Annotated in this window: 11 protein-coding genes and 1 pseudogene; 6 read left to right on the top strand and 6 right to left on the bottom strand. The window is 43.9% G+C overall.

From position 1 onward, the window contains the following. The first annotated feature begins 49 nt into the window (after positions 1-49). Both LC20001_RS12355 and LC20001_RS12360 read left to right on the top strand, forming a co-directional pair. The gene (locus tag LC20001_RS12355; RefSeq protein WP_056943364.1) at positions 50-1,075 is read left to right on the top strand and encodes an IS30 family transposase; all 1,026 of its coding nucleotides are present in this window, start codon (positions 50-52) and stop codon (positions 1,073-1,075) included. A 302-nt stretch (positions 1,076-1,377) separates the two neighbouring features. Next, positions 1,378-2,469, top strand: a complete 1,092-nt coding sequence (locus tag LC20001_RS12360; protein WP_056943328.1) for an NADH-dependent flavin oxidoreductase — start codon at positions 1,378-1,380, stop codon at positions 2,467-2,469. A gap of 139 nt (positions 2,470-2,608) precedes the next feature. Here the strand turns inward: LC20001_RS12360 and LC20001_RS12365 are convergent, their stop codons facing one another. After that, positions 2,609-4,222 (bottom strand): FAD-dependent oxidoreductase, encoded by a 1,614-nt coding sequence (locus LC20001_RS12365; RefSeq protein WP_010009629.1) that lies wholly within the window; start codon positions 4,220-4,222, stop codon positions 2,609-2,611. Between the two features lie 87 nt (positions 4,223-4,309). After that, on the bottom strand, positions 4,310-4,549 hold the full coding sequence (locus LC20001_RS12370; RefSeq protein WP_010009630.1) for a hypothetical protein: 240 nt from the start codon (positions 4,547-4,549) through the stop codon (positions 4,310-4,312). Between the two features lie 337 nt (positions 4,550-4,886). Here LC20001_RS12370 and LC20001_RS12375 point away from each other — a divergent pair, with 337 nt between their 5' ends. Next, the gene (locus LC20001_RS12375) at positions 4,887-5,105 is read left to right on the top strand and encodes an IS3 family transposase (RefSeq protein ID WP_010009632.1); all 219 of its coding nucleotides are present in this window, start codon (positions 4,887-4,889) and stop codon (positions 5,103-5,105) included. A 69-nt stretch (positions 5,106-5,174) separates the two neighbouring features. On the opposite strand, the gene LC20001_RS12380 is transcribed toward LC20001_RS12375, so the two are convergent. After that, on the bottom strand, positions 5,175-6,482 hold the full coding sequence (locus tag LC20001_RS12380; RefSeq protein ID WP_010009634.1) for an NCS2 family permease: 1,308 nt from the start codon (positions 6,480-6,482) through the stop codon (positions 5,175-5,177). Positions 6,483-6,753: 271 nt separating this feature from the next. Here LC20001_RS12380 and LC20001_RS12385 point away from each other — a divergent pair, with 271 nt between their 5' ends. Beyond that, a complete protein-coding gene (locus LC20001_RS12385; RefSeq protein WP_010009636.1) occupies positions 6,754-7,950 on the top strand; it encodes an NAD-dependent formate dehydrogenase in 1,197 nt (398 codons plus the stop codon). Between the two features lie 84 nt (positions 7,951-8,034). Here the strand turns inward: LC20001_RS12385 and LC20001_RS12390 are convergent, their stop codons facing one another. From LC20001_RS12390 to LC20001_RS12400, 3 genes and pseudogenes are all read right to left on the bottom strand, one after another. Further along, positions 8,035-8,901 (bottom strand): aldo/keto reductase, encoded by an 867-nt coding sequence (locus LC20001_RS12390; RefSeq protein ID WP_010009637.1) that lies wholly within the window; start codon positions 8,899-8,901, stop codon positions 8,035-8,037. Between the two features lie 31 nt (positions 8,902-8,932). Beyond that, positions 8,933-9,682, bottom strand: a complete 750-nt coding sequence (locus LC20001_RS12395; protein ID WP_010009638.1) for an SDR family oxidoreductase — start codon at positions 9,680-9,682, stop codon at positions 8,933-8,935. Position 9,683: 1 nt separating this feature from the next. Next, positions 9,684-10,226: pseudogene (locus tag LC20001_RS12400) on the bottom strand (DapH/DapD/GlmU-related protein). Positions 10,227-10,369: 143 nt separating this feature from the next. Here LC20001_RS12400 and LC20001_RS12405 point away from each other — a divergent pair. Both LC20001_RS12405 and LC20001_RS12410 read left to right on the top strand, forming a co-directional pair. Further along, positions 10,370-11,815, top strand: a complete 1,446-nt coding sequence (locus LC20001_RS12405) for a DDE-type integrase/transposase/recombinase (RefSeq protein ID WP_169925066.1) — start codon at positions 10,370-10,372, stop codon at positions 11,813-11,815. Positions 11,816-12,139: 324 nt separating this feature from the next. Further along, complete coding sequence (locus tag LC20001_RS12410; RefSeq protein ID WP_003678974.1) at positions 12,140-13,015, top strand: LysR family transcriptional regulator; 876 nt, start codon at positions 12,140-12,142, stop codon at positions 13,013-13,015. Positions 13,016-13,113: the final 98 nt, after the last annotated feature.

Consider the following 13,113-nt stretch of genomic DNA (forward strand, 5'->3'; position numbering starts at 1 on the left):
GAAGCCTTAAACTTATAAGTGACAAAACCAATAAGTTAGGACGGACTTCATGACCCAATCTAAAGATACCATCAAAAAATCTTATAAGCAACTATCAAGTGAGGAGCGTGGCCAAATCCAGAGTCTTTATGAAGATCATTATTCGATCAGGGCGATTGCTAAAAGATTAGCCCGCGATCCCAGCACGATCAGCCGTGAAATCAAGCGCGGCACCGTGACGCAAATGTCCAGTTATGGCGTTTATACCCAGCGTTATTTTGCCGATAGCGGTCAAATTCAATACGAACAACGCCGTTTAAATTGCCATCGCAAAAGTCTACTCGAACATAATCCGGAATTCTTTAACCAATTGACCACTGCGCTTAAAGCTAAGTTCCGGGTGCACAGTGTAGATAGCTTTGTCGGTGCTTATAAACGTCACCATCCAGCTGAATATTGCCCCGCAACACCCACTGTTTATCGTTACATTGATCGTGGGTTACTAGCTGTCGCCAATATCGATTTACCACAACAGGTCAAACGTCACCAAAAGCACCGTACGGGTCGTGTACGCCAAAATAAAAAGATCTTGGGGACTTCAATTGAACAGCGACCAGTAGCGGCTAATGATCGTTCTGAATTTGGTCATTGGGAAGGTGATTTAGTCAAAGGCAAGCGAACCAGCGATCAACCGGCACTGCTCACCCTAACTGAACGAATGACGCGCTACGAAGTCGTGATCAGAATCCCCAACTATCAGGCTGAAACCTGTAAGGCTGCAGTTCAACAGTTTGTGAATAAACTTGATGCTGAGGTGGTTAAGTCACTCACTTTTGATAATGGTGCAGAATTTTCTGCGCTGAGTGAGGTCACTGGGACCAACCTATATTTTGCTCATCCTTATACGCCGTCAGAACGGGGCAGTAACGAACAGCTTAATGGGCTACTAAGAGAATTTATCCCTAAAGGTCAATCAATTACCCATTTCAGTGATGATCATATTAAGCAAGCGACCGCGGCACTTAACCAACGGCCACGTAAACTATTTGGTTATAAATCAGCCAATGAATTCATGGCTGAGCAGCTACTCGCATGACCACCACCTAGACCACTTATAAGTGAAGTTTAGCAAGTGTTGCACTTGATTTGACAATTCGGGACTTTTATTCTACCACACCTGGTAAAAAACACGGTTTAATATGATCAGTCTAGTTAGTTTAACAGTAATAGCTTAACTCTAACTTAAATAATAAATTGATACCGCAATCGATGAATTCCCGTTATGTACGAATTAAAATCAATGTACACACTCGGTTTGACATTAATTTTTGATCGGCGTATCTTAAGCTTATCGGCTTACTTTTCGTAAGCTAATTTAATTTGTATGGAGGCCGTTTTATGAGTTCTTTTGATCAAGCTTTAACTTTACCTTCTGGGGTCACGCTAAAAAATCGGTTAATGATGTCACCGATGACGACGCGCCAGAGTTTCTTTAATGGAACGATTACGCAAAATGAGATCAACTATTATGCTGAACGTGCTGCCGGCTTAGGTGCTGTAATCACCGGTGCGGCTAACATTGAAGCTGGCGGCAAGGGTTGGCCTGGTGAGTTAAGTATTGCTGACGATAAAAAATTGCCTGAATTAGCGCAATTGGCTAGCGCGATTCAAGCCAAAGGTGCTAAAGCTATCATACAAATTTTTCATGGTGGCCGGATGACGAACGCAGCGACTTTATCTGGTGTTCAACCAGTTTCGGCAAGTGCAATTGCTGCAGAACGGCCAGATGCAGAAACACCACGGGCAATGACAACAGCTGAGATTCACGCGACGATCACTGTTTTCGGTGAGGCCACGCGGCGGGCGATTCAAGCGGGTTTCAATGGCGTTGAATTACACGGTGCGAATACTTATTTGATTCAACAGTTCTTCTCTCCACATTCTAACCGTCGGACTGACAAATATGGTGGTGATCGTGAACAGCGCTATACATTTATCGCCGAACTTTTAGATTCTGTTTTTAATGCAGTCAAGAAGTATGCAACCAAACCATTTATTGTTGGTTATCGTTTCTCACCTGAAGAATTCGAAACGCCAGGGATTCGTTTTGCTGACATATTGTGGCTATTGACGAAATTACGGGAAACTAAATTAGATTACCTACATTTGTCATTGAATAGCTACGACCGCGTAGCGCGTGGTAACGATTATCAAGACAAATCGCTATTAGCTTACGTTCATGAAGCAATTCAAGGTAAAATCCCATTAGTTGGCGTCGGTGGTGTCCGCACCCGCGCTGATGTTGCTAGTGTGTTAAATGACGCTGAATTAGTCGCTGTGGGGCAACAATTATTGTTTGATCCAACGTGGCCATTGAAGTTAGCTTCAAATAACGACGACGCCATGTTCAGTGGAAATTTTGCTGACGCAATGGCTTACACCCCATTTGAAACACCACTTTATGAATTTTTAGCTGAACGTTATCATTAAACAACCAATGTTTAAATTAAAAAGCAGCCATTAGCGTGATCAAACGTTAATGGCTGCTTTTCCAGTTATATTAAAAGAATCAAGACCATTAAATTGATCTTGATTCTAAAGCAGTGGCAAAATAAACCACCGTGCCGATTTATTCCTCAATCAAAATTGCCTTAATCCCATTTCCCGCCAAAATCCGTGCCGCATTATACGGGTTGAGGCCTTTGCGGAAGGTGATATAAACTGGTCGATCAGTCGGAATTTCATCTAGCCGATCACGCAATTGGCTTAACGGAATATTTTTAGTGGCGCTGATCGTGCCGACCGACGGCTTGTCAGCCTCACGAATATCTAAGAAAAATGCTGTCGCCAATTCAGTAGCCGATATTGCTGCAGCTTTGATGGTCAGAGCTTTACGTTCCAATTGATTGATCGCCACATAACCCGCTGTATTGATGGGATCGCGGGTCGTTGAATATGGCGGTGAGTACGGTAACTCGAGATCCGGCAGATCGTACACTGATAATTTACCGGTGATCGCCGTTGATAGCTCGCCGATCCGCTGAGCGACGCCGCGTTCACCGACGGCTTGTGCGCCTAAAATTTTGCCTGTTTTAGCTGCAAATATCAACTTTAAATTCAGTCGTTTAGCACCTGGATAAAAGTGAGCATGATCAAACGGCGTGATCAAAATCGTTTTATAATCCGTGATACCAGCCGCTTTAAGCATATGCTCGGTGTAACCGACAAAACTAGCCGTCAGATCAAAGATTTTAGCGATCCCAGTCCCAATAAAGCCACGATAAGTCCAATCTGCCCCATTGATGATATCGGCAAGCAAATGGCCTTGGCGATTGGCTGCACTGGATAACATGCTTGGTGTTGACAGTCCGGTAATATAACTAGTTGTTTCGATCACATCACCGATTGCGTAAATATCGGGGAGATTGGTTGCTAAGCGTTCATCCACCACGATATGCTGATCCGCCGCCAGGTCAATACCAGCAGCGGCTGCTAGTTCACTATTAGGCTGCACCCCGGTGGCAAAGATCAGCATGTCGGTTGCCAACTTTGTCCCGTCCGCTAAATGCAGTGTTTTACCACCAGCACTTATTTCAGCAATCGTTTGCTGCAAAATTAATTTGATTCCCTTTTGTGTAAGCTGTGTTGCGATCAATTCAGCTAATTCAGGATCATAGGGAAAGGCTACCTGCGGCAGTTGATCGATCACCGTGACCGTTATCCCCCGCTGGCACAGGTTTTCCGCAATTTCCAAGCCTGCTGGACCAGCACCGACAACGGTAGCCGTTTGTGGCTGTTGCTGTTCAATAAATGACTTGATTGTGAGCGCATCAGTCACATTGCGCAAAACGCAACCATTAGCCACCGTTTCGATGCCTTTGATCGGCGGTAAACTTGCCCGACTGCCGATTGCAAGTACCAATACATCATAACTTTCCTGAAAAGTTACGCCGGTCGTCAAATTTTTGACCGTAACGGTTTTGCTAGCGGGAGTAATTTTAGTGACTTCATGTCGTACCAATACATCAATGTTGTTTTTTTGCTTCAAGATCTCCGGCGTTCGCTCGATCAACGAATCCATATCCGTGATCACATCGCCTAAATAATAGGGTAATGCACAGCTCGCATAAGAAATATAGTCGCCACGTTCGATCAAAAGAATTTCAGTCTGTTCATTCAGCCGGCGCAAGCGGGTCGCAAATGAAGGCCCACCTGCTACGCCACCGATCACAATTACTTTCATCCAATTACCCCCTTAAAGGACTTTTTACGTAGCCCCAGTTTAGCATGAATCAAGCAGCTTTGGAAAGCGGTAACATTTATTAGTAATTCATACTTCGCCGTTATCACGAAAATGATTGGCGAGCAAATTGATCCCCGTCACAATCGCAGCAACGACTAATCCGCTACCTAGCGCAATCAACCAATACCGTCTCCCTAGTACGAAAATAAAAAACAGCGCTGCAAATACGAAGATCAGTAAACCAATTACCAGTAATTTACTTGGTTTGACCTTAGCCTTATCTGCCATCGGCGCACTGACTGGACTGACAAAATAAGCGTTGTCCAACAACCAACCACCAACGCCAAAAACAGCATATTATTGTAGGCAAACACACGCAAAAACGGTGTGCCTTTGAAAAGTTGCACCATTAATACAAGTAAGATAAAGCTATTTTCCACCAGAAAAGCAACCCGGAGATTTTTTAAACTACGCACGATCAGCCGTTCATCAGTTATTTTTTTCATCCCGTTCATCTCCTTGATTTTGCGGTTAAACCGCTAAAAGAGGCGCTGGCACGAATACCTACGCTCGGTTACCGAACGACGATTCACACAGATCAAGGTTTCAATATCAGAACCGAGTATGGCAAAAGGTGCTAAAGAAACACAGAGTGGATCAAAGTATGTCTCGTAAGGCAACTTACCTTGATAGTGCAGCCATGGAATCATTCTTCCATATCATGAAAGCTGAAGTTATGGACGAAGATTTTGATACTAAAGAATCTTTGATTCAAGCAATGACAGAGTGGATTAATTTTTACAATCATCGTCGCATTAAGATAAAATTAAACGGCCAGTCTCCAGTAAAATACCGAAAACTAGCCGTTCAACAAGCAGTTTAAAAAATGTCCAACTTTAAGGGTTCACTTCATGGTCACACCTACTTAGTTGGAACTAATCAAATTAAGCCACTATTCCATATTCAAGATCCACATGAACCCTAAGAAAACAAAAAACAGCACGTACATCAGCGGATGCACTTCTTTACCGTGCTTAGCAGCGATCATTGTGATCGGATACGTGATGAAGCCAAGCGCAATCCCGTCAGAGATGCTATAAGTCAACGGCATGCCGATCACGATCAAAAACGACGGAATGGCAATTTCCATTTTATCCCAGGAAATGTACTTCAACGATTGCGCCATCAGCACACCTACAATAATCAAAGCTGGAGCGGTAACTTGGTTAGTGACGACCGCCAACAATGGCGAGAAGAACATGCCTAAAATGAAGAATACACCGGTAACGACTGCCGTCAAACCTGAGCGACCGCCAACGGCGATCCCAGCTGAAGATTCGACATAAGCGCCAACTGGGGAAGTCCCAAAGATTGAACCAGCTAACATAGCAGTTGAATCAGACATCAAAGCCTTGCCGACCCGCGGCATTTTGTTATCCTTCATAAAGCCAGCTTGTTGGGCTAACCCAACTAACGTGCCCGCAGTATCAAAGAAAGTCACCAACAGGAAGGTTAGGACAACGACCCATAACTGAATAGTATTGATATCACCAATATGCATGACACCAACACCAAAAGTTGGTGCCAAGCTAGGTGCACTGGCGATCCAGTGACTAGGCATTGGAATCAAACCAGTGAGCAAGCCTAAGATCACTGATAAAACCATCCCAATAAAGATACCGCCGGGTACCTTTTTGACCATTAAGATCGCAGTTACTAGCAAGCCAAAAACGGTCAACCAAGTGGTGCCGGTAAATGAGCCTAAGCCAATCAGCGTCGATTTGTTAGCGACGATCAAGCCGCCGTTGGTTAGGCCCAGAAACGCGATAAATAGGCCGATCCCACTAGAAATCGCATATTTCAAATCACTAGGAATCGCATCAATGATCAACTCACGCAGTTTGAAGATCGTGATCACCATGAAAATCAACGAAGCCACGAACACACCGGCTAAAGCCGTTTGCCACGGTACTTTCATTCCAATAACCACTGAATAAGCGAAAAAGGCATTGATCCCTAACGCTGGTGCCGTGGCAATTGGGTATTTAGCTAATATGCCCATCAGCAAGCAGCCTAGTGCACTGGCTAAAGCCGTCGCCGTAAATACTGCCCCTTTATTCATCCCTGAAGCGCCAAGCACGCTAGGATTAACAAATAATATATAGGCCATTGAAATGAATGTGGTAAAACCGGCTAAAATTTCCCGCCGGACTGTTGTATTTAACTCATCTAACTGAAAATACTTTTTAATCGCTGTCACTAAGCCATCCCATCTCTCTTATTATAATCACAACAAGCTAAATCATATAATAGCATTTTCTGAAAGTAAATAGCTAGCTGCCTGAAAAATGATTTTCTCCGCATCATTACCAGTATGAACCGCTAAATTTGCAAGACTTAAAATCAATTAAGGCAACTGCACAACCAATATTAGGCCAACTAACGAATCAGACATTCTTACATCAAAATATAAAGCGCTTTCTAAAAACTGCAGTATAATGAGTTTAGTTTTAAGGGAAGAAGGATGGCAAATGGCCAAAATTTTATGTGTTTTATATCCAGATCCAGTTGATGGCTACCCAACCGAGTATGCACGCGATTCAGTACCTAAAATCACGCACTATCCCGATGGCAGCACCGTTCCTACTCCAAGTGCAATCGACTTTACACCAGGACAGCTATTAGGTAGTGTTTCTGGCGAACTGGGATTACGCAAATTTCTTGAAGCGCAAGGTCATGAATTGATCGTAACTTCGGATAAGGAAGGTCCCGATTCTGTTTTCGAACGTGAACTACCTGATGCCGATGTTGTGATTTCCCAACCGTTCTGGCCAGCTTATCTAACTGCCGAACGAATCGCTAAAGCTAAGAAATTAAAGTTAGCGATCACTGCCGGCATTGGTTCTGATCATGTAGATCTTAACGCTGCTAACGAACACAATATTACGGTTGCTGAAGTCACCTATAGCAATAGCATCAGTGTAGCTGAACACGACGTAATGCAGGTTCTAGCGTTAGTCCGCAACTTTGTACCTGCTCATGATGTAATTCGTTCTGGCGGCTGGAACATCGCTGATATTGTTGAACATGCTTATGACCTAGAAGGAATGACCGTTGGTGTCGTTGGTGCTGGTCGAATTGGCCAAGCAGTGCTTAAGCGGCTCAAACCGTTTGATGTTAAACTGTTCTACACTAAGCGCCATCAATTATCTGCTGAACTAGAACAAGAATTAGGTGCAACTTACATTAAAGATGTGCACGAATTAGCTCAAAAGATGGACGTCGTGGTCCTATGTCCACCATTGCATAGTGAAACCTATCATATGTTCGACACTGATATGATCAGCTCAATGAAGCGTGGCGCTTATATTGTCAATGATAGTCGCGGTGAATTAGTCGATCGTGACGCAATTGTCGCAGCATTGAAATCTGGTCAATTAGCTGGTTATGCGGGCGATGTCTGGTACCCACAACCGGCGCCAGCAGATCATCCTTGGCGCACAATGCCATATGAGGCAATGACACCCCATATGTCAGGCACCACACTTTCAGCTCAGGCGCGTTATGCCGCTGGAACACGTGAAATTCTGGAAGACTTTCTAGCGAATAAACCCATTCGCCCAGAATATTTGATTGCGGAAGGCGGTCATTTGGCTGGCACCGGTGCAAAGGCCTATACAGTCAAAAAAGGCCAAGACACTCCCGGTAGCGGCCATCGGGAAGCTTGACCTAAAAAAATACAACTAAAAAATACCCTATAATCGTTAGACCAACCAGCCTAATGATCGTAGAGTATTTTTTATACCGACTAACTACAATTTACCACCAAAAACTGGGAAACTGCTGGCAGCGCCGTAGTCTAATGGCTTAACTTGATGTAAAACTGCCATATCAGCTTCAGTGATCGTAAAGTTCAGCTCAGCATTAGCCTGCATATGTGCCGGATTCGTTGTCTTCGGCAAAACAACCGTTCCTAATTGCCAAGCATAGCGAATCGAAAGCTGCGCCATACTGACCTGATATTTGGCCGCCATCTGCTTGATCGTCTCATTTTGCAAAGCTAACCCATGGGCGATTGGTGAAAAAGCTTCAACGATGATGCCATTATCACGAGAATAATCGATCAATGTTTGCGGTGTCGCACCGATGTGAACCAAAATCTGATTGACCATTGGTTTAGTGGTACCATTGACAATCAAATTATCGAGGTCAGGCTTTTGAAAACTAGAAACGCCGATTGCCCGTAATTTACCAGCCTGCATAGCCGCTTCCAACGCACGCCAAGTTTCTAAATTACCGGTAAAATGGCGCTCGTCTGATTGGTTAACTTCTGCCCAAGGTTGCGGATTGTGAATGATCATCATATCTAAATAATCCAAGCCCATTTTGCTTAAAGTCACATCGATCGACTTTTTGGCCGTGGCATAATCTTTAATTTCAGCGGCAATCTTCGAATTAACGAAAATTTGTTCACGTTTAATACCAGATGTCCGGATACCTTCACCAACACCACGTTCATTACCATAAGCTTGTGCGGTATCAATATGTCGATAACCGATTTCAAGCGCCTGGCGAACTGCAGTACCAACTTGATCATCCGCAATTTCCCAAGTTCCAAGCGCCAAGCGCGGTATTTTTACCCCGTTACTTAACTCGTAGGTTTCAGCAAATAGATTCATTACTTTTTCCCCATTTCTCAATTCGGTTGCTTTAAACCTCTTGACCAGTTGGCCGAATAACCATTTCATTGACTGCCATATTAGCTGGTGTATTGATCACAAACGCGACTGCCCGGGCAATCTCATCAGCCTCTAAGACCAGCATATTCGCACCAGGCTGTTGCATTGCCGCTTCTAAACCAGTGCGTACTTCAGCATTATTGATTGAATTGAACAACTCTGTTTTGACAGAACCCGGAGCAATAACCGTCGTTTTAATATTATTTTGCCGCTCCTCTTGCCGCAATCCTTCCATGATCGCCCGCACAGCGTATTTGGTGCCAGAATAAGCCGCATAACCAGGTAAAACTTCATAGCCTAATACAGAGGATGTGGTGATAATGTGCCCACTTTTTTGTTTGCGCATTATTGGTAATACCGCATTAATGCCGTTTAAAACGCCATTAACATTGATATCTAGCATCTGTTGCCATTCTTGCTGGGCACCTTGATTCAGATTGTTGACCGGCATGATGCCAGCGTTATTGAAAAGAACATCGATACGCCCATATTCTGCCAATGTACCAGTGATTACTGCTTGAACGTCCGCTGCCTTAGTTACATCAGCTGTAAATACTTTGATCGTAGCCGTCGGATTTTGTGCTTGAATTGCCGTCAAACGATCTAAACGACGAGCAGCTAGGCTAAGTTTGGCGCCTTGACTAGCTAATAAATTGGCAGTGGCTGCACCAATGCCACTAGAAGCACCCATGATCACAACCACTTTACCTTTCATACTCATATTAATCTTGCTCCTTATCTTTAATTATTTTAATCATTCTAGCCGGCACACCTGCAACAACCCTATTAGCCGCAACATTACGTGTAACGACAGCACCGGCAGCAACGATCGCATTGACACCGATCGTCACTCCTGGCGTCACCGTGACGTTGGCACCTAACCAAGCATTGTCGTGAATATAAACTGGTTGTAACTCTAGATTACGCCGCTCGGCTGGTTCTATACGATGATTGACCGATGCAATTGTGACGTTAGGGCCAATCAGCACGTGATCACCAATATAAATACCACCGAGATCGGTAAACATTGAACCACTATTGATAAACACTTGTTTACCAATGTGTAAGTTGCGTCCAAAATCAGTCCAAAATGGCAAACGAATCTCCGTTGTGGGATCGATCCGTTCATTGGTGATTTGACTGACTAAAGCGTTAATTTCACTTTGACTATGTGCCCCAGTATTTAATGCTTGTACTAGCTGTTGATTTCGTGCATTAACAGCTTCAACTTAATCATAAGCAGCTGTGCCCAGATCCATTTTCATTTCATCATCACCTCTATAAAAATGGTACTGTCAAACGTACCTCGTTTTTGTTATTAATTTCCGAATATTAAAAAACACCCGAACGTCTTTTTCTGGTATTCTTGGTGTGCGAACAACAAGAAAATCCAGAAAGAAGGATTCGAGTGCATACACCATTAATAGCCTATTTAGTTCTAATAATCAAGCTCCAAAGACAAATTATTTTGATCCTTTTAGCTCAGTTGGCTGAGATCTTTGATCATTCACGGCTGCCAAGCGCTGATAAACCGGTATTCAAGCGTTTTAACCAATTTCAGGTCGATGAGAAAGTCCCACTACTTCAAGCTGATATCGGTTCTGAAGCCCTCGACTACCAGCAGTTGATCGCTGAGTCGCTTGAAAAGAACGGTAAGCCGATACTGCCAGTCAGGCGGCGTAAACCAATCAGCTTTGCGGCGCAAGACTGTCCGCGGTGCTCGGCACCACAGGACTATCTTTACGCCAATAACGGTGCTGGCGGTCAGCTACGGTGCAAGGTCTGTCAGTTCAAGTTTCAAGATGGTCACGCCGAGAAGAATAAGACGGTCGCTTTACGTTGTCCTTATTGCCAGAATCGCCTGAGTATTCACAACCGTCGGACCAAGTTCGACGTCTGGTGTTGTTACAACGATAAGTGCGCTTTTCGCCTTGGTGCGATCGCCGCAATGTCACCGGCTGAAGTCGCTGACTTCAACGTCCATCCAACTGCCCACAAGGTGCGCTACACTTGGCGAACCTACAACTTTGAACTTAAAGGCATTGCGCCAGAATCGCCGATCCAAGCACCGGTAGACCTCGATCGGATTCAAGCCAGCCCTGAAGTGCTGGGCTTGGTGCTGACCTATCACATCAACTATGGTCTGTCAGCGCGGCGAACCGCGGCGATCATGTACGATATCCATGGCGTTAAAATCTCACACCAGACAATCCATAACTACGAAATGGCGGTAGCCGCTGTTGTCCGGCCTTTCTGGGCGAATTATCCTTACGCACTGTCCGATCAGATTGTTGGTGACGAGACTTACGTGCGCGTGAAAGACAAGTGGCACTATATCTTCTACTTCTACGACGCCAAGTGTAAGCTCATTCTCGCCGACTACGTGACCCCTAATCGCACAACCGAATCAGCGGTCATTGCGATCAACCAAGTCCTCCAAAAGATGCCTCAGATCCCTGAGAAGCTTAACTTCGTCGTTGACGCGAATCCGATCTACCAAGTTGCCCAGATCTATTTTGCACAACAGGGCATCAAGTTTGGCATTCACCAGGTTGTTGGTCTTGAAAACAAAGATGAGATCAGTCGTGAGTACCGCTTCTTAAAGCAAACCATTGAGCGCTTGAATCGTTCCTACAAAGAAAATTATCGTTCCAGTACCGGCTTTGGCTCTGCCACAGGTTCAGCGAGTTACACGGCACTTTATTCAGCGGCCTATAACTTCTTGCGGCCTCATGAAGCACTGCATTACCGCATTCCTGTTGAGTTACCACAACTCAAACCGTTTGAACGAATGCCGGACAAATGGCTGGCGCTAATTGAACTAGCGCAGTCTCAATTACCAACAGCAGCCTAGATATTCTGAAAAATCAGACTAACTAAGGCTTAATTTGTGTACCCTAGAACACATAAAATAGGCAAGATCCAGTGAGAAGCAACACCTGAATTAAGTTCGATTCATCCGTGAACGGTGATTCCATATATTAATCGTCATCCCCCTTGAACATCCGGTTTTGAACTTGGGTTTCATGGAACTTTAGACGTTACCATAAAAATTAGTAATTAAGTCGCACTTAACAATTGACTCTAGTATAAAGACTCACTATTATAATGTTAAATACTTATTAAACACCATTATCGATAACTTTTAATTATAGTTAAATATTATTGGAGGTTTGCTATGGATATTCGCGTTTTACATTATTTTGTTGCTGTTGCACAAGAACAGAATTTTTCTCGGGCAGCACAAATAGTCCACGTCTCACAACCCGCATTATCACGCCAAATTACCGATCTAGAAACTGAATTGGGCGTACATTTATTCAACCGACGCCACCGCCAAGTTAGTCTAACTCAGGAAGGGCACTACTTGCTTGAACGCGCACAAGAGATTATCGGTCTAGTCGATAAAACAACTTATAACTTACAAAAACAAGCGGTAGTCAGTGGGACATTAGATATTGGTGCTGGCGAAAGTATTGCCATCAAAACGGTCATGCAAACCACTCAACAGATCATTCATCAATACCCTGAAATTCATGTTAATTTGCATAGTGGTGATGCTGATACGATTCAAAACAAATTAGATAGTGGCATTTTAGAATTTGGCGTCATCATGGGCCGCCGTCAACTAGATAATTACAATACACTACGTTTACCCGTTGATAATCGATGGGGCGTGATCATGCGCGCCGATGAACAGTTAGCGCTTAAGGAAACGATTCAACCTAGTGATTTAATTGGTCGCCCCTTACTCAGTTCTAAACAAGCGATCCAACGCGGTATTTTTCAAGAATGGGCAGCAGGTCTGTTTGATCAACTTAATTTCATCGGTACTTATAACCTGATTTTCAATGCCAGTTTGTTAGTTAAAACTGGTGCTTGCATTGCCTTAACTTATGAAAATATAGTCAATGTTTCTCCTGATAGCGGCTTAGTTTTCCGACCATTAACACCACAATTAATTGACCCTAATATTCTAATTTGGTCTAAAAATCGGCAATTGCCTAATGTCAGCCAGCTATTTTTAACTACCTTACAGCAAGCAATAAAATAAGCGCTGCACCTATTTTTAGCAATGTCATTAAGTTAGTGACTTGACAATTATTAGTCCCTGAGGAAATCGCTCGGCTAATTTTAAAACCACCTGATTAG

The sequence above is a fragment of the Loigolactobacillus coryniformis subsp. coryniformis KCTC 3167 = DSM 20001 genome (assembly GCF_002706425.1).
GTDB lineage: Bacteria > Bacillota > Bacilli > Lactobacillales > Lactobacillaceae > Loigolactobacillus > Loigolactobacillus coryniformis.

What these genes read in the sequence shown, in the direction of transcription:
- LC20001_RS12355 (WP_056943364.1), top strand. Translation starts at nt 50, where the DNA reads ATGACCCAATCTAAAGATACCATCAAAAAATCTTATAAGCAACTATCA.
- LC20001_RS12360 (WP_056943328.1), top strand. Translation starts at nt 1,378, where the DNA reads ATGAGTTCTTTTGATCAAGCTTTAACTTTACCTTCTGGGGTCACGCTA.
- LC20001_RS12365 (WP_010009629.1), bottom strand. Translation starts at nt 4,222, where the DNA reads ATGAAAGTAATTGTGATCGGTGGCGTAGCAGGTGGGCCTTCATTTGCG.
- LC20001_RS12375 (WP_010009632.1), top strand. Translation starts at nt 4,887, where the DNA reads ATGTCTCGTAAGGCAACTTACCTTGATAGTGCAGCCATGGAATCATTC.
- LC20001_RS12385 (WP_010009636.1), top strand. Translation starts at nt 6,754, where the DNA reads ATGGCCAAAATTTTATGTGTTTTATATCCAGATCCAGTTGATGGCTAC.
- LC20001_RS12390 (WP_010009637.1), bottom strand. Translation starts at nt 8,901, where the DNA reads ATGAATCTATTTGCTGAAACCTACGAGTTAAGTAACGGGGTAAAAATA.
- LC20001_RS12395 (WP_010009638.1), bottom strand. Translation starts at nt 9,682, where the DNA reads ATGAGTATGAAAGGTAAAGTGGTTGTGATCATGGGTGCTTCTAGTGGC.
- LC20001_RS12410 (WP_003678974.1), top strand. Translation starts at nt 12,140, where the DNA reads ATGGATATTCGCGTTTTACATTATTTTGTTGCTGTTGCACAAGAACAG.